This is a genomic window from Lewinella sp. JB7 (assembly GCF_024297185.1).
Classification (GTDB): domain Bacteria; phylum Bacteroidota; class Bacteroidia; order Chitinophagales; family Saprospiraceae; genus Neolewinella.
Genome location: NZ_JANCTD010000006.1, coordinates 141,262 through 162,611, shown reverse-complemented (window position 1 = coordinate 162,611; position 21,350 = coordinate 141,262). Strand labels below are relative to the sequence as shown.

Below are 21,350 nucleotides of genomic sequence, written 5' to 3'. Positions count from 1 at the left end.
TTGGTACGTCGCGCCGGTTGAGGGAGTCTTCCCCCCCCCTTATCCCAGTGAGCTACCGCAGCAGGACCAACTTCTCCAGCTCACCGTTCACCACGTTCACCCCGTCTCCGCGTAGGCGAACCTGGTAGAGGTACACGCCCCGGGCGAGTTGGTCGCCGTAGTCGTCCAGACCGTCCCACTCAATGCAGTCATCCTGACGGATGGAACCGTCACTGAAGGGGAAGGGGCGCTCGATGGTTTTGACCAGGCGGCCATTTACGGTGTATATCTGTACGATCGCTTCCACGTTCTGACCCACTAGGGTATGGTCGAACTGGAAACAGGTACGGGTAGTGAAGGGATTGGGGTAATTCAGAACGTGGGTGAGCGCGTCGCCAACGTCGGTTGCTACGATAAACTCCGCAGTGGTGACCGTACTATTGTTGGCTACGTCCCAGGCGCGAACGGTGATCGTATGCGCTCCGGGTTCCAAATCGAAGAGGGGGTAGCGTACTTTTCCACTGCGGAAGTCGTCCACGTCGGCTTCGTAGTAATCGTTGAGTACGATCGGATTGCGGGTGTCTCCGTCCAGTACGGCTTCCAGGTCGTGGCCGATGCTGTTACCGGTTACGTTGATGCCCAGATCATCGCTGAGGTGCAGGAGTAACACCGGATCTTCCGTTACCTGTCCACCGGCTACGAAGTCAGTGTCGTCGAGAAAGACGTCGACGGTAGGGCCCTGATCGTTGGCGTCGGTTCCTGTCCCGGTACCGCCGATGACGAGCCGGTCGTAGTAGCCGGCCGCATCCGTAAACCGTTCCCGGTCGGCGGCGTAGTAGCTAACCTTACCCGGACCGAAGGTATAGTCGATATCGTTGGGGACGACGAACTCGAAGGAGAATTTACCGGCGGTTACCGTAGCCCGCCCCCGAAACACGATGTTCCGCTGCACTTCCACTTCGATCAGCGGACTGCTGGGGTCCTGTTGCAGGGTAGGAATTACCTGGGCCTTGTCGTAGATAGTGGGGTAGACCTGTCCGTTGAAGTCCGGTAACAGATTACCGTTGACGTCGACGATCTCCCCGCTTATGCGCATCTTTTCCAGAGCACGTACGGTGTCGCGGCGAACGGAATCGACGGCGAGGGTGTCGATCATGGTGGTGCGGATCCCGTGACGGGGAAAGGCGATGACCGTGGCCGGGTCTCCGAGTAGGGTGAATTTGCGGGCGTTCTCCGTGTCACCGGAGAGAAATCCGCGGTCGATGGGCGTGGTTTCATTCTTGGCGATGCGGATGATGTCACCCAGGCTGCGCCAAGAACCATCCGGCCGGTCGAGCATGGCCTGAACGGTATTGTTAGTTAGCTCGTAGTTGCGGGTAGCGAATACCGGACGGGTCGTGGTCATGAGAGCAATCACCCCGCCCCGGGGCGTGAGAAAAGCTTCCTCCCCCGCGCTCACAAAGGAGGCATCGTCGTAATCGCTAAAGGTGCAGGTAGCCGTGATGAACACGGGGGGCTGTATGGGATCGACGGAATTAACGGGGCGGGTCCAGTTGCGGATCTGGGGGATGGTCAGTACCCTTTCCTGAGCCCAGCCCCTGGGGCCGCCGTGTCCGAGGTAGGTCACGGCGAGGGCACCGCGGAAGACGGCCCGGTCCAGTCCCTCCGTGATGTCGGGAAAACGATCGCCGGCCGAGAGGCTCTGCTGGGGGAACAGGTCGAAGTATAGCTTGTCGAAGTTCAGGTCGGGTTTGCGTTCCTGTACGGCGGTTGCGACCCGGTTCACGTCGCGCGTGTGCTTACCGTCATCCTCGTCGTCTCCGACGAAAACCATGCGCGTACGCCAGTCTCCGAGGGAGGAGGGGTCGGTGTCGTAACGAATCAGTTTAGCTACTACCGGGCCGGCCTCATCGGCTGACTTTACCGGGAGCCGTCCTACCGCTATGCTCAGGTCGGGGGCGAGCGGCTGACTTCCGGTGGCGGGAAGCATGATGCCGAAGAAGTCGTCGGCGGGAAAGCTTTTTACCTCGGTGAAGGCTCCCTCGTGCTCGTACACCGGGATGAAGTTGGTCCCCAGTTTGTAAATATTGCGGTGATCGAAGCTCCCATCCCCGAACAGCAGGAGATACTTCAGCGAGGGATCGCGTTCGTACACCATACGGACGAAGTTGCGGATGGCGGCCGCATCATCACGCCCACTACTGAATTCATTGTAGATCTGTTGGGTGGTAACGAGGTGGGTGGTGTACCCGTTGTGGGCACGGCGGTGTTCGGCCAGGGTCTCCGCCTGGGTAAGAAAATCGCGGTGGGTAACGATGATCATATCGGCCCGGTCGATGGCGTGCAGGTTCTGGTTCTCTACTCGTCCTACGGCCGTCGGGGTAAGTAGGCCGGCCCCGGGGCGGAAGGCAATGTATTCGAAGAGTGTCCCGCCGGCAGCGGCGCTGAAACTGTTTCCGTTAAGTGGAGCCTGACGGACGTCGGGGCCGTCTACCCGCCATACCCGTACATCGGCGGGAGGATTCAGGAGTTGGTAGGTTACGGAAGCCTCGTTCATCGTACGGGTGTCGCGGAAGGAGAACTGGTCCTGACCGGCAAAGCTCAGGCGACGGCGGGCGCGGAGCTGGATCCAGTCGAGCCACCCCTCGCTCTGTCCGTTGCCGGCCTGGTGGGGGTAACTGAGTTTGACATTGACCCGCTCCCCGCTCATGTCGGCGCTGCCCGACAGTTCGACGGGGATGACGGCGGATCGTTGCTCCTGGGCGCCGAATACGACCGGGGCGGCGTTGAAGCTGCTCAGTTCCTGGTTGTTTACTTCCAGGAAGAAGCGGCTGGTGGCTTCCGTTCGTAGTCCCATCCGCGCCCGCACGCGTAGCGGCTCACTGACTACCGCGTCCGGGAAGGTGACGAGACCCGGGTAGTTACGCTCCCGCGAAACCCGGAAGAATTCCCCGAACCAGGTCTGCCCCGATCCGTGACTGTTGCCTCCGATTTCGTGAAGTACGTTGTAACGATCCTCCTCCAGGCGAAACAGAGCGTCGTAACTACTGGCTACCGTACCGGTGGAAGTCGAGGGAAGCATACTTACGCGCCGGCCCCTTCCGGCGGTGCCGATCTGCAGGAAGTAGTGGTTCTGCTCGCTGTAGATATTTTTGGTGTAGGTGAAGCGGTCGGTGAGGGCGTCGTACGTCCGCTCGTCCGGCCCCTCTGCGTACAGCAGGATGTAGTCGTTGGCGTCGAAGCGCCCGTCACTTTCGCCCTCAATAGTTATGGCCTGTTCGGTGAGGTCGTCGGGGGGGGTAACGTTATTGAGCTCGGGCAGCATGCCGCCCCGCTGACCGTAGATCTTGATGTCGCGCGGGTCCAACTGGTCGATCCCGCTGACCTTTAGTTCATTGGCCAGAAAGGCTCGGGTAAGTTTGTACACGCCGGACTGGGGTACGGAAAAGCGGTAGATCTCTCCTTCCCGGAGAACGGAATTGCTCGCGAAGGTTGATCGTCCGCTTCCGTTGCCGGCCGGCGGGGCGGGGGTTAGCTCCAGTTCAATGGACACCAGCCGTTTAAGGGTTCCCCCCGCGCGGATAATCGCCGGGCCGCTGACCTTACCGAGCCACCCCTCGGGTTGCAAAGAAGCGCCGAACGTAAAGGTGAATGCATCCTCCGGTTCGGCGGCGAAGCCGGCGGGAGGGGTAAAGTCTTCCGTCTCGATGCCGAGGATACGGACGTCCCGGGGGGCTCCCGAGGAGGCGGTGAAGGTGTGCACGAAGGATGGCAGCTCTCCGGATTTCTCGGCTCCTGCGTCCCCGCCCAAATGGTAAGCCAGGATGACGCGACGGCTTCCTTCCCATTCGATGGTCTGGGGAGGTAACCAACTCAGTTCCTGACTCAACCTCACCTGGGCGACGGCGGTCAGTGAAAAGAGAAAACAAGAAAAACAGAGAAGAAGCTTCGGCATGGTCCGGCATTAGCGCGCAAAATTAAGATACACTAGCGGCGGGGAAACGTTGTTCGCGGTAGCCACATTGCCGGTAACTCCACCGTGGCTGTCGCAGGGACGACGGCCGCTACGTAGCGTTTGGAAAGCGGTGTTCCGGAGGTTAGCTTTAGGCATGCGTAGGTTATTGGCTATTCTGGTGCTGGGCTTGTTGAGTGGGACTGTCCTGAACGGCCAGGACGCGGTATTTTCCCAATTCTACGCTTCGCCCATGCAGCTCAATCCGGCCTTCACCGGGGTAAGTGTGGCTCCCCGTATTACGACCAACTACCGCAGTCAGCACACCAGCTATCCCAGCGCCTACCAAACGTTCGCGGCCAGTCTGGAACTGCCGGTCAACGGTAGCCCGTCCAGTTTCGGCCTGCGCATGCTGACCGATAGCCAGTTAGAAGGGCTGTACCGCAATACCCAAGTCGCGCTGGTGTATGCCCACGATATTCAACTCAACTCCGACTGGCACGCCCGGATCGGGCTGAGTGGCGGATTACTGACCAGCCGGATCGATTTCGGCGGGCTGATTTTCGGGGACGTGATCGACCCATCGGCCGGCATTGACGGCGTCACGGAAGAGCAGCTGGAGAATATTTCCAAAACTTCCGCGGATCTGGGGTCGGGGGTCTTGTTCTACGGCAAAAACGTGTACGGGGGCTTCAGCATCGAGCACCTCAACCGCCCGGACGAGGGGCTTTTGGCCCTGGATAATAATCTGTACGCCGGTCGCCCCCAACGCTTCAGTGTACATACCGGAGCACAGTTTGACGTCAAGCGGTTCAGCAACCCCCGGCGGCCGGCGTACGTAACGCCGAACCTACTGTATACGCGGCAGGCGGGTTTCCAACAACTCAATATGGGGGCCTACTTTGGTTACGGCACCTTTGCCTTGGGGGGGTGGTACCGCCACGCCTTCGGTAACCCGGATGGGTTCATCGGTACGGTTTCCTTCCGCAAGGACGTACTGAAGGTAGGCATCAGTTACGATGCGGTGATTTCGGGATTGCGCGCAGTTCCGGGCGGGTTAGGACCGACCTTCGAGATGAGCGTCGCCATCGATTTTGGCGACAGCCGGGAGGTGCAAAGAAAGCGTCATGCGGACCGCTACAACGATTGTATGGGGATGTTCCGGTAAAAGAATCCTCCATTTTGGAGGAAAAATCGATAATCCGTCCATTTTATGGGTGATATACCGATAATTTCCGGATTAAGTGCCGCTCAGTAATTAGCTTTGCAAGCATCGGATTAGCGGACAAAAAAATAGCGCCAACCGAAAAGCGGTTGGCGCTGTCGTTATAATTTCGCTAAACCGGTTAGTTGACACGAGGCTAGTTATGTCAACCACTCCTTTGATGCTATAAACCCCACATTCAAGGGTTGCGAATTATAACTAAAGAGACACTATGAACAAACACAATTTCATAAAACTCAAGATTAAATTTTGCCGCGATGGGCGGTCTTAGGTGTTTTTCCCTGTTGATGATACAAATATAGAGGGGGTAGGGACCCGAAAAAGAAGCAGCTTACACGATTTCGCAGCACCTAAAAGGGTGCTTTTTTTTTGCCTAATTTTTATAATCGGTTGATCTACTGTAATTTGAGGAGGCAAGATTTACCTAAAATCCACTGTTTTTGAAACATCCTCATGCAAGACCTTAGAGAGCTTCTGGACATAGCCTCCCCAAAAAAGGTGGCGAAGCTGTTGAAAATCAGCCACTCGAAGGGCAGAGAGTCAATGATTGCGCAGCTTCACGGCCTGTTGGTGAAGACGGATCTGGCGGAAGATGAGATCGTTGCGGAGCTTTACGGTCCCGAGTACGACTCCCGGCACCCGGCGTACCGGGCGCTCAAGGGTAGGTTGCGTGATCTGATCACGACAGCGGTGATGGACGATAACGTCTACTCCGCCAACTACAAGACTTACGACGACGCTCAGGTAAATGGATACCGGCAACTCAACCTGATCAGTCTGTTGCTGACCCGCCGTGCGTGGCACAGCGTGAAGTACCTGGCACACACGACGCTTCGCCGGGTGCAGGATTACGAGATACTGCCGATCAACAGTCGTTTGACGTCCATTCTGGCGAGTCTCTACTTAGGGGTGGGTTTCGACGAGAAGCAGTTTCTGAAGTACCAGGAGCTGGCGGATCACTACGCCGACGCGGAGAACGTACTCAACCGGATCTCGAGTGGATACCGGGACATGCGCGGTATGATCTATGCCCATAAGTTGTTGCCGAATGAGATCGGACAGCGGGTGGGTGCTTTCGTAGCCGAGCACGAGGTCGCCGTAAAGAGGTACCCCCGGGTATCGGCGATGCAGGCGATGTTCTACATTATGAAGGTGCACAGCCTGACGCTCCTGGGGAAATACGGCGATGCCATTAAGGTGGCAAACGAGGCCGAAGTCGTGCTCCGTAAGTGCAAGGGTGCCGGTCAGCAATCACTAAGCCTGATGGCCCTGACCCGGGTAGAGTGTTCGGTAAAGCTCCGGGATTTCGAAGAGGGAGTCGTGCAGGTAAAGCGAGCCGATACCATGGTGCCGAAGGAGTCGATCAACAACATCAAGCTCGCGGAATACGCCATTACGCTCGGGCTGCAGACCGGTAATCTGGAATACGCCTACGAGCAGCTGGCGGTAGTCAACCGCAGAACGCTGAACCGACTGCTTACTCCGCAGCACGTGGAATACTGGCTGATCCTGGAGGCCTACGTCAATCTGCTGGTGATGGCCGGGAAGATTGACCTGACCAAAACGAAGGGTACGTTGCCGGATTTCAAACTGTACAAGTTCGTCAACAATGTGCCCTCGTATTCGAAGGACAAACAAGGGATGAACGTGCAGATTCTCATTCTTCAGGTTATTTTCTTCATCATCAACGACCAGTACAGTAAGATCATCGATCGGACGGATGCGCTGATCCGTTACGGTAGCCGTTACCTGATGAACAACGAGAACCTGCGCAACAACTGCTTCTTTAAACTGCTGTTGACCGCGGAAAAATGCAACTTTCACCGCGCGGCAACGGTGAGAAAGTCGAGTAAGACCTACCAGAAGATGGTGAGTCCCCAGGCTAGAAAACTGGGGCGCGCCAATAGTTCCGAGATCATACCGTACGAAACGCTGTGGGAGATCGTCCTGGAAAACCTGGAACAGAACTCACCGGATGGTCGAAAGATCCGCAGCAGGGCGGCGCAGTAGACCCGCGTTCTGGACATTCGGGTAGAAGTGATCCATACAACGCTTTTTAGTAGTGAAGGAGGGGAAGTCTGGTGACTCCGTAAGCAGTATGCTGCTGTCTTAGAGGATGATATCTTCTACCATGATGACTTGAATTGTAAGGGTGATGGGAAAATGTCCGGGAAGGGTCTCCGCCATTTAAGCGCGGCAGACTTAAGCTCTTGTGATGATGTCCTCGACTACGATGCTGGAGACGTCGCCGCGGGTGATGATGTCTTCGACCACGATGTTGGAAGCCAGTTCGCTACCGCGGGTAATGATGTCCTCGACTACGATGCTGGAGACGCCGCCGCGGGTGATGATGTCTTCGACGACGATGTTGGAAGCCAGTTCGCTGCCGCGGGTAATGATGTCCTCGACTACGATGCTGGAGACGTCGCCGCGGGTAATGATGTCTTCGACGACGATGTTGGAAGCCAGTTCGCTACCGCGGGTGATGATGTCCTCGACGACGATGTTGGAGGCGCCGCTGCGGGTGATGATGTCTTCGACGACGATGTTGGAAGCCAGTTCGCTGCCGCGGGTGATGATGTCCTCAACGACGATGTTGGCGGGAACGGAGCTCAGGTAGTCGATGAAAGACTGAGCGGCCTGGAGGGTTTCGGGGGAGAGAATTTCGGTAAAGAGAGCCATGGGATACGAATGAGAGAGATGAAAATTCTTGGTGGGAAGTAGGTGATGGTTGTGAGCGACTTAGGCTACACGGGTGATGATGTCCTCTACTACGATGTTGGAGACGTCGCCGCGGGTGATGATGTCTTCGACCACGATGTTGGAAGCCAGTTCGCTGCCGCGGGTAATGATGTCCTCGACGACGATGTTGGAAGCACCGCTGCGGGTGATGATGTCTTCGACGACGATGTTGGAGGCCAGTTCGCTGCCGCGGGTAATGATGTCCTCTACTACGATGTTGGAAGCACCGCTGCGGGTGATGATGTCTTCGACGACGATGTTGGAGGCCAGTTCGCTGCCGCGGGTAATGATGTCCTCGACGACGATGTTGGAGGCACCGCCGCGGGTGATGATGTCTTCGACGACGATGTTAGAAGCCAGTTCGCTACCGCGGGTAATGATGTCTTCGACAACAATATTGGGGGATACGGTACTCAGGTAGTCGACGAAAGACTGAGCGGCCTGGAGGGTTTCTGGGGAGAGGATTTCCGAAAAGAAAGTCATGAGATGTGTGTTAAGATATGATTTGAGAGCAAGCCGGGCGGGCCCGGAGGTGGTGAATGGGCGGTTGGCCCGTTGTTAGAGAATGATGTCTTCAACCATGATGCCGAAAATTTTTTAGCCCCGTAGAGACTATGTTAAATGTTCTATGCGTTCACTTCATGAGAGAAGAATCAACCCTTGTTGTTGATTGTGATCCAAAGATGACACCGCCTTTCCCCCGAATCATCGGCACTTTTCGCCCATTTGGCAACCAAAAATTGCCAATATATCAGACAATAATTGCGTAAAACGCAGAAAGCCAGCGGTGTACACCGCTGGCTTTCTTTAGTTTCGTAATATGTAAAGGGCGCGAATTTTCTACTCGCTGTGATCGAATTCCCCGAAATCATCTCTTCTACTGCGTCCGGGAGGGCCTAAACGCTCGAAAGTGCTCTCCTGAGGCGGGCCGAATCGTCCCCGGCCTTCCGCCTCGTCGGCGGCGTCGTAGGCTTTAATGATGGACTTAACCAGCCGGTGCCGTACTACATCCTCCGCACTGAGCCGTATAACGGAGATGCCCTTGATCGGGGCCAGCAGTTTGATGGCTCGCCGCAGTCCGGAAACTTGATTCCGGGGTAGGTCCACCTGACTCAGGTCACCCGTCACGATGCACTTAGCCGAGGGGCCCAAACGGGTCAAAAACATTTTGATCTGGGAGGTCGTGGTATTCTGAGCCTCGTCCATGATCACAAAACAGTTATCCAGCGTTCGTCCACGCATGTACGCCAGGGGCGCAATCTCGATGGTGCCGTCCTCCCTAAACTTATCCAGTCGTTCGCGGGGCAGCATATCGTCAAGCGCGTCGTAGAGCGGTCGCAGGTAGGGATCAATCTTGTCCTGAAGATCACCGGGCAAGAATCCCAGACTTTCACCCGCTTCCACGGCTGGCCTGGTTAGAATGATTTTCTTGACCAATTTATTTTTCAGGGCGCGAATCGCCAGCGCGACCGCGGTATAGGTTTTACCCGTTCCTGCAGGACCTACGGCAAAAACGATGTCATTGGATTCAGCCGCCTCGACCATGGCGGCCTGATTGGGCGTCCGAGCCTTGATGGGCTTACCGCTGCGGCCGAAAACGATGGTTTTATTTTTGTCCCCGCTGCCCAATCGTGTCCGGAACGGATTCTCGCCGGCCAGCAGATCTTCTACGGTCTGACTGCTGAGTTCGCGGTTGTCCTGCAGTAGCCGCATCATCAGTTCCAGGTGGTGTTTGATTTTCTGGGCTTCCTGCTTTTCGGCTTTAATCTTCACGTTGGTACCGCGCTGAGTGACGGTAGCCTCCGGATATGCCGCTCGTAGGAGATTCAGTTTTTTATTGTTCTCCCCGAGGAGCTCAACGGGATCCACCCCATTGATGGTCATTACGATTTCGCTCAAACGTCTGCGTTTTAACCACAAAAAAAGCGTTGTGGCGTTCGGCTATTAAACCGTAAGTTCAGCCCCAAAGTTGCGCCAGTGTCCACGCTCCCGGCGGCCGCCTACTCCTTCACGCGGAAACGCAGCGCCCGCAGGCCATTCACGGATTGCAGAGGATCGAGCACCAGATTTTCGACGGCCCCGTCGATGTAATTCGCCTGATGCAGGTAGTGGAGGTAATCCTGGTACTCATCGGCATCCCGGTCCTGCATATACACGATGCTGATCATACCGGGCTGGGTTAGCCGTTCCTGCCCCTGGCGGATAGTCGCCTTGTCGATCCGCTTCTTCAGAATCTCGTAGCGTACGTTGTAATCACCGTCGACGTCGAACCGCTTCTCGTCCATTCGGAAGCGGATGTTTAGCGGCGTGGTGTAGGCGAACACGAGCTGAGCCGTGCGGAGGGGCATGGGCAGTTCCTGGCTGAGCCGACCGACCCGGCGGGTGAGTTCACACATGTCCACGAGCTGGGAGAGGCGGAGATTGCTCAGGTGAATCCGCGTAAACTCATGGCGCTTGAGCATACTCTGCCCCGCGTAGATCTCGTATTCGACCCCGTCGGTCTTGTACTTCTCGAAGTAGTGGGGGAGAATGCGCTGCGCGGCCTGATCCCGGTCGCTCAGGAAGTCACCGATCATTTGATTCAGTCGGTGTACGCTTTGTTCGTAATCCCGCCGCACGCGGTAAAACAGTCCCAGGTCTTGGTTAAGGTCGCCGCGGTACTGCTCCATCAGCTCCCGGAGTTGGGGAATCTGACCTCCCAGTTGCTCGATCAGAGGAGTGAGCCGTTGCTGAATAAACTCGCTGAAGCGGATCTCGTGGCTACTGTCGAATTCTTCCAACGTAACGGCGAGGTGGACGTCTAACGTCATCACGACCTGCTTGACGATGGGAAAATCCACCAGATCCATCGCGCGGGTGAGGAAAAAGCGGGCCGCCCGCAAGTTGTCGACCAGGTCCTGGTAGATAGCCGTATTCCTGAGGTCACTACTGCCAACGATGTCCGCCTGTCCGTATAGTGGATAGACCTTCTTAAACTTGATCTCCTCCGGTTGTTCCGGCAGGCCGTCCTCGAGCCGCTGGAGAATATTGAACGCGGCTTCGGTGAACCGCCACTCCACGGCGGGGTGCAGACTCGTGTACTGTTCCCTAAGAATAACCTCAATACGGTTGTCGATGTACTCCCGGCTACGCTCAACGGCCGTACGGAAAAGTCCGCGAATCTCCTGAAACCGGTCCTTCATGAGGGCGTTCAGCGCATTCGGCGTCGGGCAGGCAACCTCGACCAGGCCGATGACGTGCTTGTCCTGACTTAGTAAGGGAGCCAGTAGCAAGCTCCGGTACCCCAGTCCAATGAGTTTTCGCTCCAGGTCGGTGGGGGAGGGAAGCGCCCGCAGGTCCTCCACGACCAGCATTTCACCGGACGAGAACGAGCGATCGTAGACACCGCCCGCGTGGCGGCTGTTGACGAGTCGATCAACCTGATCGGCCAGCAGATTGTAACGGATCCGGTGTTCGTGGTCGATGGCCCGCTCCAGAGGAAAATCCACGGCCGTAAGCCCCAATTGCAAATTGGGTAACTGAAAGTGCAGACGCACGAGTTCGGCCAGCTCCTTCACGCGTTCCACGTCCAGTACGGCGTCGCGACTGATGAGGCGGTGTTTTAGCCGGCTAAGACTTTCTTCCTGCGTCACTTCGTGTAGCTGAGACAGGTGAAAGCCCCGGAAGGAGAAGGACTCCGGGGGAAGCTTGCGCAGCCACAGCTCGCCGTCGTGGATGTTGTTCAGTAAATGCTGAATGTCGGCCTTGCTCAGGGGGGGGAGGGGCCCCTCTACGACGACCTCGGCGTAGTCGGTACTGACCAGGGGCTTGTAGAAGCGTTGTAGGCCAGTGTTCGGGTCCGGAACCGTGAGCAGCGCGGGAGCCGCGAAATCCACTTCAACCCCGTAGCACTGATTCAGGATCCGACAACCGACCATGACGGCCAACGTTTCCCGCAATTCGGCCATGTCGCACGAAAAGGAATAGCAGACGTCCTGCTGTCCCAGTATTCGTTGCAGTGCCGGACTCACGTAGATGGGCACCATACTGAAGGGTAGGGCCACCTTAAACAATCGGGTCGCGCGGTCCAGTGGTGACATCAGCGCGGTAAACAACAAATCGAGAGTATCCTGGTGGCGTTCGATAACCTCCATGGTCAACTGCGGGCCCCGCAGCGCGGGAGCATCTTCCACGCGTCGCAGGATCTCCCGCGCGAGGAATCGCGCACCGAACTCTTCACTATCGGCAATCTCCTCTACGCGTTGCAGCAAGGTATCCAGACTGAATACCGTGGCATAAGCGGGCGAAAAGGGGGATTGCTCCGCCGTAAGATTGGCGGGAAGGCGGAACGTATGCTCGTTGCCGGTATGCTCCTCAACCCCAACCAGTTGAATATCTAGCTCCATCGTACCGCAACAACGCTCCGGTACCTGCCGTGGTTGCTTATCCCCGGATAGCCCGGATGCCGGGAAGCTCCTTTCCCTCCAGCAACTCGAGCATGGCGCCCCCGCCGGTGGACACGAAACTCACCTTGTCGGCCAGTCCGGCCTGGTTGATCGCGGATACGGAATCTCCTCCCCCGATGAGGCTGTACGCGCCGTTATTTTCCGTCGCGTCGGCCACCGCCTGGGCGATGGCGTCGGTTCCCTTGGCGAAGTTCTTCATTTCGAACACCCCCATCGGCCCGTTCCAGAGGATCGATTTACTGCGGGCGATAACGTCAGAGAATTCCTCAACGGACTTCGGACCGATGTCCAGTCCCTGCCAATCATCGCCGATCTCGCCCGCGGCGACCACCTGCGAGGGGGTTTCGTTGCTGAACTCCTTACCGACTACCGTATCCACGGGGAGGTAAATCTTGGTGCCCGTCTGCTCCGCTTTTTCCAGCAGTTGCAGCGCCAGGTCGGTTTTGTCCCGCTCCACGAGCGAATTACCCACCTTGCCGCCCTTAGCCAGGCTGAAGGTGTAAGCCATGGCACCCCCGATGATGACGTTATCGGCGAAGTTCATGAGCTTCTCCAGCAGTTGGATCTTGTCGCTCACCTTGGCACCACCGACGATGGCGGTCACCGGGTGAGCCGGATTGTTCAGCAATTTATCGGCTCCCTCCAGCTCGGCCGCCATCAGGAATCCGAAGCTTTTTTTGTCCTGGTCGAAGTACTTGGCTACCGTAGCCGTGGAGGCATGCTCCCGGTGGGCGGCACCGAAGGCGTCGTTTACGTAGATGTCCCCGAGTTCCGCCATCTGCTTCGCCAGGTCTTCGTCCCCTTTTTCTTCGCCGGCGTAGAAGCGGGTGTTCTCGAGCAGCAGGACCTGCCCGGCTTCCAGCGCACGGACGGCCTCCTGCGCTTCCTCCCCGATGGTGTCGGCTACGAATTGCACCTGGCAGCCGATGTGGTCCTCCAGGGTGGTGACGACCGGCTTCAGGGTAAATTGTTCCTTGTCGACCGTTCCGTCCTCCAGCTTTTCCTTTTGCGGACGTCCCAGGTGGGACATCAACACGACGGCCGCCCCCTTCTCCAGGAGGTGGCGAATAGTGGGCGCGGCCTTCGCGATCCGGGTGTCGTCGGTGATCGTACCGTCTTCGTCGATGGGTACGTTGAAGTCTACGCGTACGAGTACGGTTTTATCTGCAACGTCAAGATCTTGAAACTTCATAGCGGGGTAGGGTTAGAAAGCAAAAGGGGGCGCTACCGTTCCTGGCGCGCCCCCGTAAATGGTCATGTTCTTACAGGCTGGCAATGCGTTCGCACAGGTCAGCCAGGCGGGCGCTGTAGCCGGCCTCGTTGTCGTACCAGGAGACCACCTTGACGAGGGTTCCGGCAACGATAGTCTGTTCCTTGTCGTACAGGCTGCTGTACTTGCTGCCAACGATGTCGCTGCTGACGTAGGGAGCGTCGACGTAGGCCAGGATGCCCTTCATCTCTCCCTCGGCGGCTTGCTTGAAGGCGTTATCGACTTCCTCCAGCGTTACTTCCCGCTTCACGATGGCGGTCAGGTCCGTCAGCGATCCGGTGGGCACGGGCACGCGCATGGCGCCTCCGTCGAGTTTTCCGTTGAGGTGGGGGAGTACCAGCCCGACGGCCTTAGCGGCTCCGGTCGTGGTGGGTACGATGTTCAGGGCGGCGGCGCGGGCGCGGCGCAGGTCCTTGTGGGGGCCGTCCTGCAGGTTCTGGTCGGCAGTGTAGGCGTGTACAGTAGTGATGAGCCCTTTTTCTACGCCGAAGGCGTCATCGAGCACCTTCACCATCGGAGCGAGGCAGTTGGTGGTACAGCTGGCGTTGCTGTAGATCTTGGTTTCCGCGTTGATGACCTCCTCGTTCACGCCGAGTACGACGGTCGCGACGTCTCCCTTTGCGGGGGCCGAGATGAGGACTTTCTTCGCGCCGGCCTGCAGGTGAAGCCCGGCTTTCTCCTTGTCGACAAAGCGGCCGGTACATTCCAGCACGACGTCAACGTTCATATCTCCCCAGGGCAGTTTGCTCGGATCGGGCTGGCTCAGCGCGTCGATCTTCTTTCCGTCGATGTAGATGTAGTCGTCGTCGGAAGTAACCTCGCCGGAGTAGTTGCCCTGTACGCTGTCGTACTTAAAGAGGTGAGCCAGCGTGGCGTTGTCGGTAAGATCGTTGATCGCCACCACGTCCAGTCCTTTCTCGAGGAGGTTCCGCAGGGTGATGCGTCCGATACGGCCGAAGCCATTGATTGCAATTCTTGCCATAATGGGAGTTGATTTTGAAGTTTGGTCTTTTCACTCCGCCGCGCTTTCGGGGGGCGGGGCCGCAGGTGCCATGTTGTCCACGTGAGGAGCTAACATAAACGGTGGCACCCTTGAATGTTCAAAGGTAAACTACTTAGTGTAAAAAACACAATTAGTCTAGGGGAGGGGAAGGAAATTTACAATGTCCGATTCACCAGCTACCATTTTCGATCGACCGGCAGGGGAGGGTGGCGGAGTGATCGCTTGCTGCCGTGAAAACGAACTGGGAGGGGGAGTTCCCATTGCGAATTACCAGCTTCGCTTGGCGGCCGCTGGAGAAGGATCCGGAGCGACGGCCAAATGGTCAACGGAACATCCGTAAGATGTCAAATTGTCAATTTCAAATCTAGTGTAGCCCGTAGGGGAATCGAACCCCTCTTACCAGGATGAAAACCTGGCGTCCTAACCGATAGACGAACGGGCCAAGAGATTTACCATTTGCGAATTGAAATTTACAATATTCAATTGGCGGTCGTTGGAGATAGCTCCGGAGAGACGGACAAATTGAAAATGGTAAATCCTGAAATGGTAAAATTAAAACGTCAAATTGTCAATTGTCAATTTCAAATCTAGTGTAGCCCGTAGGGGAATCGAACCCCTCTTACCAGGATGAAAACCTGGCGTCCTAACCGATAGACGAACGGGCCTTGATGATTTACCATTTATTAAACTGTAATGTACAATAGTCAATTGGCGGTCGTTGGAGGAAGCTCCGGGGGGACGGACAAATTGGAAATGGTAAATTTCAACCGGCATTCCGGCTTTAGCGAGTGCAAAGATAAGTAGGTAGGGGAAAAACGCAAGAGAAACCGAAAAAAACCTTTACGATGCTTCCGTCTCCTGGTTTCCTTTCTTGCCCAGGGTCATCCGCAATTGCTCGAGTCGCTGGCGCAAGTCTTCGGTTTGGGAGGCTTTCTCGGTCGTGACGGCGTTGTTGCTGAGTTCCACGATGGTCTCCAGTTCGATGCTGTCCTGCTCGATGCTGAAGCGGGTTTCCTCTACCGCGGCCTCGTCGTCAAAATTGCTCTGTCGGAGTTCGCGCAGCTCCCGCCGCCGCGCCGCAATACTTTCCACCAGCCGGTGGCGATCCAGCAATTCCCGGAGACGTTGCGCACAATCGGCGAAAAAACTGGCCTTCGCGTGGCGGAGACTGAATTCCGTCTCCAACTCATGGATGATCTGTTCGGCCCGGCTGGTTTCTCCGGGGTCGGCCGCCGGATTGCGCGCCAGATCATCGCGTAGGGTAGCGATGCTGTGCATGATCCGTTCCCCCTCATCCCGGAAGCGCTCCTCCCGTTGCCGGCAGTCCTTCAGGCGCTCGGCCACGCGCCGCGAGAATTCATCCCGTTCCTGCCCCGTGTTCGGGGAGAACAGTTGCTTCACGGCGGCCGGGTCAATAATCTTGCTGCCCAGTAAAAAGAAGCCGACGATGCTGCCGACAAAGAACGCCATGAAGGCCACGGGAGGGTAGATCCGCAGCAGCAGCAACAGGCTTAGCACGATCAACCCACCGATCAACAACACGCGCGAGAAGTCGGGACCTTGTTCGGATTTCATGTTCAGGAAACTGTTTTAAGTCGGTGGTAGTTGCGTACTATTCGTATAATTGCCACCTAGGATGGAAGCCTCCGCCTAAGATAACTACCCCGCATCATGATCGTAGCAGTCGTCGCCTGTTTTGTCATCGGTTACATCGTAATCGTCTTCGAACACCCTCTCCGCTTAGACAAAACCGTGCCCGCCCTGCTCATGGGGGCTGTCTGCTGGGCCCTGGTGAGCATCGGCTTCAGCAACGGAAGCCTGGAGATCATCAACACCGAGGGGGAGGTCTTCAATATGTTCAACTCGATCAGCGGCGAAGCCTTGGAGGTCGGTCATGCCGGCGCCCACGAAGTAGCGGAGGAAGGCTTCGTCGGCACCCTGCTGCACCACCTCGGCAAAACGGCCGAAATCCTGATCTTCCTGATCGGGGCCATGACCATCGTCGAGATCGTCGATCTGCACCGCGGCTTCGATGTCCTTAAAGGTTGGGTCAATACCCGTTCCAAGAAGCGGCTACTCTGGATCGTGGGTGCCCTCGGGTTCATCCTATCGGCCATCATCGACAACCTGACCGCCACCATCGTCCTGGTTACCCTGCTCCGCAAGCTGGTGCCCGACCGCGACCAGCGTATCTGGTACGTAGCAATGATCATTATCGCCGCGAATGCCGGCGGCGCCTGGTCTCCGATCGGCGACGTGACCACCACGATGCTCTGGATCGGCAAGCGCGTGAGCACCGCGGGCCTGATGGAATACCTCATTGTCCCGTCCCTCGTCTGCTTCGCCGTGCCCTTCGTGATCGCCACCTTCCTGAAACCCTTCCAGGGTGAAATCTTCATGCCCGAACTTACCGATGCGGAGGAGGAGGAACAGGGGCGACTGCTGTCCAGTAAGACCATGCTCTTCCTCGGCCTGGGTATGATCGTTTTCGTACCCATTTTCAAGACCATTACTCACCTGCCGCCCTACCTGGGTATGATGCTGAGCCTCGGTGTCGTCTGGCTGGTGTCCGAGTACATTCACCCCGAAGAGGACTTCACCGAAGAGCGTAAGGCACAGTATTCCGCCCACAAGGCCCTCAGCCGGATCGAAATGTCGTCCATTCTGTTCTTCCTCGGCATCCTGCTCGCGGTGGCCTCCCTCGAGACGGTGGTCATCAACGGCGTAGGTGCCCTGCGCGCGGTGGCCGAAAGTCTTCAGTCCGTCATTCCCAATGAAGACATCGTCATTCTGGTGCTCGGCTTCCTGTCGGCCATCATCGATAACGTTCCCCTGGTAGCGGCCTCGATGGGTATGTACGACCTGGTCACTCACCCCATGGATGCCCGCCTGTGGCACTTCATCGCCTACAGCGCCGGTACGGGCGGCAGCATGCTCGTCATCGGTTCGGCCGCCGGAGTAGCCGCCATGGGTATGGAGCGCATCGATTTCATTTGGTACTTCAAGAAGATCTCCTGGCTGGCCTTCGTCGGTTTTGCCGCCGGCGCCGCCGTATTCCTCATCATTGAATCGATGTTCAACGTCGGAGTGACGCACTAAATACCATCCGCGCATTGCCGAAATACCTCCTGTTCCTACCCCTGCTTCTTCTGCTGCACTGCGAGCGGGAAGATCAATTGCTGCTCGGCGAATGGCGGGGCAGCCTGGTCACCGAAAACGGAGATAGCCTGAAGCTGGACCCCCGGGAGATCACCTTCGACTTTCGCCCCGACAACCGCTACCACTTTACCTCTACGCTGCGGTATTCGGAGGCCGGCACCTGGCGCTACGACAGTGACTACCTCTTCGCCCGGGATACGACCCAGCCGGCCAATCCCGAGCGGGTCGTGGCGATCGAGAAACTCACCGTCGATAGTCTGGTACTGCGTATGCAGGCCGATACCGCCGAACGCATCGTGGTCCTACTCCGTACCAGTCCGATTACGCCAGAGTAGACTGCTGTCTCCGTAACTCAGGAAGCGGAAGTCGTTGGCCAGCGCATAGTCGTACACCCGTCGCCAGTCGTCTCCCACCATGGCCGCTACCAGCAGGAGCAGGGTAGAGCGGGGCTGGTGGAAATTGGTGATCAGCCCGTCAACCAGCCGGGGCCGCGCGGCCGGGGTGAGCAACAGCTGCGTATAGCGGGAAAAAGCGGAGTCCCGCCGTTCTTCCATCCAGTGGATCAGGGCGGAGATCGCGGGTCCGGCGTCGGTTCGGGTAAAGCGGTCCCGGCTGGCCACCCACTGATCGAGTTCTTCCCCCGGTTCACCCTCCTCCAGGGTCGTTGCGCCAAAGTAAAACAGGCTTTCCAGACAGCGCATGCTCGTCGTACCGATGCTGACGATGGGTTTTCCCGCCCCCAGTTGCTCCCTCAGCTGATGCAACAGGGGCAGGGAAACGGAGAAGTACTCCCGGTGCATGACGTGGTCACCCAGGGTGGGTGAAGTGACTGGCTTAAAGGTCCCGGCTCCGACGTGCAGGGTCAGCGCTTCCCAGTTTACTCCGCGTTCCCGCAGTCGGTCGATGACCTCCGGCGTGAAGTGCAAGCCGGCGGTGGGTGCGGCCACGGAACCCTCCTGGCGGGCGAATACCGTCTGGTAACGATGCCGGTCCGCGGACTCCGCGGCGCGGTTGAGGTAGGGGGGGAGGGGTATCGTGCCGGCCGCATCGATCACCTCTCCGAAGCTCATCCGGCGCGGCGCGTTCCACTGAAAGGTGATCTCGAAGGCGTTGTCCCTTCTCCGTCCCCGGGTGGCGTGGAGCGTGAGTGGCTGCCCGGGAAAATCGATGCGCAGGGATATTTCACCCGACTTCCACCGGCGGTTGCCGCCCACCAGACATTTCCATACGACCGGCCCCGGACTGCTCAGGGACAGCGCGTAGTCTACCGGATCGAGGGGTTCCAGGCAGAAGATTTCGAGGGGTCTACCGTCCGGGAGGGTAAACAACAGGCGGGCGTGAATGACCCGCGTCTGGTTGCCGATGAGTAGACTGCCGGCCGGGATCAGGGCCGGTATGTCCCGAAACCGACCGTGGGTGATCTGGCCTTCCCGGTAATGAAGCAGGCGTGAACCGTCCCGCTCCGGAAGGGGATGGCGGGCAATACGTTCGTCGGGGAGATCATAGTCGTAATCCTGAATGCGAAGACCGCGGGCGTCCGAAATCATGCCGTAAAGGTAATTCGTGCCTCCCGACCGGGCACGGAAAGTCTATGATATCGTAGCGTTCATCGAAAAGCGGGTAACCTTCGCGTCCTACTTCCGTTCTTAGCGCTCCCGACCATCCTTCTTAACTTCCCCGGTATGCCCAATTTCGTCAAAATCCTGTTCGGTTCCTGCCTTGGTACGATCCTGGCGCTCGTCCTGCTCGTACTCGTGAGCATCTCCGTAATCGGAGGGCTTGCCGCTACGGGACAGGAGAAGCCTACGGTACAGGCTAATTCCATTCTCACGCTCGACATCGAAGGCCTCGCGGAACTGACCGGAAATACCGACGAGGAGGATTTTGCAACCATGCTGAGCGGACAGGAGAAACTAGGATTGCACGATGCGATCCGCGCGATCCGTAGAGCTACGCGCGACGACGACATCAAGGGAATATTCCTCAATGATCAGGTGACGGGCGTCCCGTTCACCATGCTGCGTTCCCTGCGCCAGGCCATCGCGGACTTTCGCGCGGAGGGGAAGTTCGTCGTTGCCTACTCGCCGTATTACACCCAGAGCGCATACTATCTGGGCAGCGTGGCGGACGAAATTTACGTCGGCCCCCTGGGCGTGATCGACTTCCGGGGGCTCGGTGCCGATATCCCCTTCCTCAAGAACGCTCTCGACCAGGCGGGCATCAAGTTCGAGATCTTCTATGCCGGTGACTACAAGAGCGCCACGGAACCCCTGCGCCGCACCAGCATCAGCCCGGAAAACCGGGAGCAGACCAAGGAATTTCTGGAGGATCTCTTCGGGGAGATGCTGACCGATATTTCCCTTTCCCGGAACGTCGATACCGCCAGCCTGCGGCGGGCCGCCAGCAATATGACCGGTTGGCGCGACCAGGAGGCGGTTGACGCCGGCCTGATCGACGGCATCCGCCACCGCACGGAGATCGACCGCCTGCTGCACGAGAAGGTCGGATTCAAGGACGACGAAAAGCTCCAGACGATCGAGCTCGGTCGTTACTTCGCCGCCCGCCTCGAAAAGCTGAAGGGCGGGGATGATGAGATTGCCGTGCTCATTGCCGAAGGCGGCATCGTGGACGGGGCCGGAGGTCTCGGAAGTATCGGCGACAAGAAATACGTAAACGAGATCGAAAAACTGGCGGAGGACGATGACGTCAAGGCCGTCGTGCTCCGGGTGAACAGCGGCGGTGGTAGTGCCAGCAGCTCCGAAAATATCTGGTACGCCCTCGAGCAGCTCAAGCAGACCGGCAAACCGGTCGTCGTCAGTATGGGCGATTACGCGGCGAGTGGTGGATATTACATTGCCGCGGCAGCCGACAGCATCTACGCCGAACCTACGACCATCACGGGGTCCATCGGCGTGTTCCTCACCTTCCCCATCATCCGCGAACTGATGGAAGATAAGATCGGGATCAATTTCGACACCGTCAATACTGCCGCCAACGCCACGGCCTTTAGTCCCTTCCGGGAAATGGGAAAGGACGAAAAGCAGCTGCTTACCCAGCGTACCCAATCCATCTACAATACCTTCCTGTCCCGGGTAGCCGACGGACGGAACATTCCCGTAGAGCGCGTGCGCGAAATTGCCGGCGGGCGGGTATACTCCGGTATACGGGCGAAGGAAATCGGCCTCATCGATCACTTGGGTGGACTGGGTGCCGCCATCGCCTCGGCCGCCCGTCTGGCCGGCATGACGGACGAAGACGAATACCAGGTCGCGAACTACCCTAAGCTCAAACCGGCCTGGGAGATCTTCCTGGAAGAGTTGCTCGGCGAGTCCGACGACAACGAGGTCGTGAGTAAAGTGCTCAAGAGCCAGCTCGGAGCCGAATCGTACGAACACTTTCAGCTACTGCGTGACCTCACCCGGACTCAGCAGCCACAGGCTAGACTGCCCCTCGTGGTAAAGTTCTAGACCAGAGCGATTACCGGCGATTCAATAAGCGGGCGTGGCGGGACGGGTTCCCGTCACGCCCGCTTACGTTAATACCTACGCCAGCAGCCGGGGCACCCAAAATATGGC

14 protein-coding genes and 2 tRNA genes are annotated in these 21,350 nt (G+C 57.7%); 5 read left to right on the top strand and 11 right to left on the bottom strand.

What is annotated here, in order from left to right; genetic code table 11:
- Nucleotides 1–52 precede the first annotated feature (52 nt).
- Nucleotides 53–3,934, bottom strand: a complete 3,882-nt coding sequence (gene porU / locus NMA52_RS12310) for a type IX secretion system sortase PorU (protein WP_254827972.1) — start codon at nt 3,932–3,934, stop codon at nt 53–55.
- Nucleotides 3,935–4,088: 154 nt separating this feature from the next.
- Between porU and NMA52_RS12305 the strand changes: the two genes are divergently transcribed.
- Together NMA52_RS12305 and NMA52_RS12300 are read left to right on the top strand one after the other, a co-directional pair.
- Nucleotides 4,089–5,099 (top strand): PorP/SprF family type IX secretion system membrane protein, encoded by a 1,011-nt coding sequence (locus NMA52_RS12305; RefSeq protein WP_254827971.1) that lies wholly within the window; start codon nt 4,089–4,091, stop codon nt 5,097–5,099.
- Nucleotides 5,100–5,609: 510 nt separating this feature from the next.
- Nucleotides 5,610–7,166, top strand: coding sequence for a hypothetical protein (locus tag NMA52_RS12300; protein WP_254827970.1), 1,557 nt, complete (start codon nt 5,610–5,612; stop codon nt 7,164–7,166).
- Between the two features lie 192 nt (nt 7,167–7,358).
- Here NMA52_RS12300 and NMA52_RS12295 read toward each other — a convergent pair whose 3' ends face one another.
- The 9 genes from NMA52_RS12295 to NMA52_RS12255 all read right to left on the bottom strand — a co-directional run bounded on the left by NMA52_RS12295 (nt 7,359) and on the right by NMA52_RS12255 (nt 16,191).
- The gene (locus tag NMA52_RS12295) at nt 7,359–7,838 is read right to left on the bottom strand and encodes a hypothetical protein (RefSeq protein ID WP_254827969.1); all 480 of its coding nucleotides are present in this window, start codon (nt 7,836–7,838) and stop codon (nt 7,359–7,361) included.
- A 60-nt stretch (nt 7,839–7,898) separates the two neighbouring features.
- The gene (locus tag NMA52_RS12290; protein ID WP_254827968.1) at nt 7,899–8,381 is read right to left on the bottom strand and encodes a hypothetical protein; all 483 of its coding nucleotides are present in this window, start codon (nt 8,379–8,381) and stop codon (nt 7,899–7,901) included.
- A 357-nt stretch (nt 8,382–8,738) separates the two neighbouring features.
- Nucleotides 8,739–9,797 (bottom strand): PhoH family protein, encoded by a 1,059-nt coding sequence (locus NMA52_RS12285; protein WP_254827967.1) that lies wholly within the window; start codon nt 9,795–9,797, stop codon nt 8,739–8,741.
- Nucleotides 9,798–9,898: 101 nt separating this feature from the next.
- Nucleotides 9,899–12,283, bottom strand: coding sequence for a GAF domain-containing protein (locus NMA52_RS12280; RefSeq protein ID WP_254827966.1), 2,385 nt, complete (start codon nt 12,281–12,283; stop codon nt 9,899–9,901).
- 37 nt (nt 12,284–12,320) lie between these two features.
- Nucleotides 12,321–13,535 (bottom strand): phosphoglycerate kinase, encoded by a 1,215-nt coding sequence (pgk, locus tag NMA52_RS12275; protein ID WP_254827965.1) that lies wholly within the window; start codon nt 13,533–13,535, stop codon nt 12,321–12,323.
- A 70-nt stretch (nt 13,536–13,605) separates the two neighbouring features.
- The gene (gene gap / locus NMA52_RS12270) at nt 13,606–14,595 is read right to left on the bottom strand and encodes a type I glyceraldehyde-3-phosphate dehydrogenase (RefSeq protein WP_256534271.1); all 990 of its coding nucleotides are present in this window, start codon (nt 14,593–14,595) and stop codon (nt 13,606–13,608) included.
- A 391-nt stretch (nt 14,596–14,986) separates the two neighbouring features.
- A tRNA-Glu gene (locus tag NMA52_RS12265) sits at nt 14,987–15,058 on the bottom strand.
- Between the two features lie 151 nt (nt 15,059–15,209).
- Nucleotides 15,210–15,281, bottom strand: a tRNA-Glu gene (locus NMA52_RS12260).
- Nucleotides 15,282–15,456: 175 nt separating this feature from the next.
- On the bottom strand, nt 15,457–16,191 hold the full coding sequence (locus NMA52_RS12255; RefSeq protein WP_254827964.1) for a hypothetical protein: 735 nt from the start codon (nt 16,189–16,191) through the stop codon (nt 15,457–15,459).
- A gap of 96 nt (nt 16,192–16,287) precedes the next feature.
- On the opposite strand from NMA52_RS12255, the gene nhaD reads away from it, so the two are divergent.
- Nucleotides 16,288–17,715 carry a sodium:proton antiporter NhaD gene (gene nhaD / locus NMA52_RS12250; RefSeq protein ID WP_254827963.1) on the top strand — a complete coding sequence of 476 codons (1,428 nt, stop codon included), beginning with the start codon at nt 16,288–16,290 and terminating at the stop codon, nt 17,713–17,715.
- 14 nt (nt 17,716–17,729) lie between these two features.
- Nucleotides 17,730–18,110 (top strand): hypothetical protein, encoded by a 381-nt coding sequence (locus NMA52_RS12245; protein ID WP_254827962.1) that lies wholly within the window; start codon nt 17,730–17,732, stop codon nt 18,108–18,110.
- Here the strand turns inward: NMA52_RS12245 and NMA52_RS12240 are convergent.
- Nucleotides 18,078–19,322 (bottom strand): S-adenosylmethionine:tRNA ribosyltransferase-isomerase, encoded by a 1,245-nt coding sequence (locus NMA52_RS12240; RefSeq protein ID WP_254827961.1) that lies wholly within the window; start codon nt 19,320–19,322, stop codon nt 18,078–18,080. The genes NMA52_RS12245 and NMA52_RS12240 overlap by 33 nt on opposite strands.
- 135 nt (nt 19,323–19,457) lie before the next feature.
- Here NMA52_RS12240 and sppA point away from each other — a divergent pair, with 135 nt between their 5' ends.
- Nucleotides 19,458–21,242, top strand: a complete 1,785-nt coding sequence (sppA, locus tag NMA52_RS12235; RefSeq protein ID WP_254827960.1) for a signal peptide peptidase SppA — start codon at nt 19,458–19,460, stop codon at nt 21,240–21,242.
- Nucleotides 21,243–21,350: the final 108 nt, after the last annotated feature.

Bases quoted from the DNA above. Each gene is read 5' to 3' on its own strand.
- porU (WP_254827972.1), bottom strand. From the start codon at position 3,934: ATGCCGAAGCTTCTTCTCTGTTTTTCTTGTTTTCTCTTTTCACTGACC.
- NMA52_RS12305 (WP_254827971.1), top strand. From the start codon at position 4,089: ATGCGTAGGTTATTGGCTATTCTGGTGCTGGGCTTGTTGAGTGGGACT.
- NMA52_RS12300 (WP_254827970.1), top strand. From the start codon at position 5,610: ATGCAAGACCTTAGAGAGCTTCTGGACATAGCCTCCCCAAAAAAGGTG.
- NMA52_RS12295 (WP_254827969.1), bottom strand. From the start codon at position 7,838: ATGGCTCTCTTTACCGAAATTCTCTCCCCCGAAACCCTCCAGGCCGCT.
- NMA52_RS12290 (WP_254827968.1), bottom strand. From the start codon at position 8,381: ATGACTTTCTTTTCGGAAATCCTCTCCCCAGAAACCCTCCAGGCCGCT.
- NMA52_RS12280 (WP_254827966.1), bottom strand. From the start codon at position 12,283: ATGGAGCTAGATATTCAACTGGTTGGGGTTGAGGAGCATACCGGCAAC.
- pgk (WP_254827965.1), bottom strand. From the start codon at position 13,535: ATGAAGTTTCAAGATCTTGACGTTGCAGATAAAACCGTACTCGTACGC.
- gap (WP_256534271.1), bottom strand. From the start codon at position 14,595: ATGGCAAGAATTGCAATCAATGGCTTCGGCCGTATCGGACGCATCACC.
- NMA52_RS12255 (WP_254827964.1), bottom strand. From the start codon at position 16,191: ATGAAATCCGAACAAGGTCCCGACTTCTCGCGCGTGTTGTTGATCGGT.
- nhaD (WP_254827963.1), top strand. From the start codon at position 16,288: ATGATCGTAGCAGTCGTCGCCTGTTTTGTCATCGGTTACATCGTAATC.
- NMA52_RS12240 (WP_254827961.1), bottom strand. From the start codon at position 19,322: ATGATTTCGGACGCCCGCGGTCTTCGCATTCAGGATTACGACTATGAT.
- sppA (WP_254827960.1), top strand. From the start codon at position 19,458: ATGCCCAATTTCGTCAAAATCCTGTTCGGTTCCTGCCTTGGTACGATC.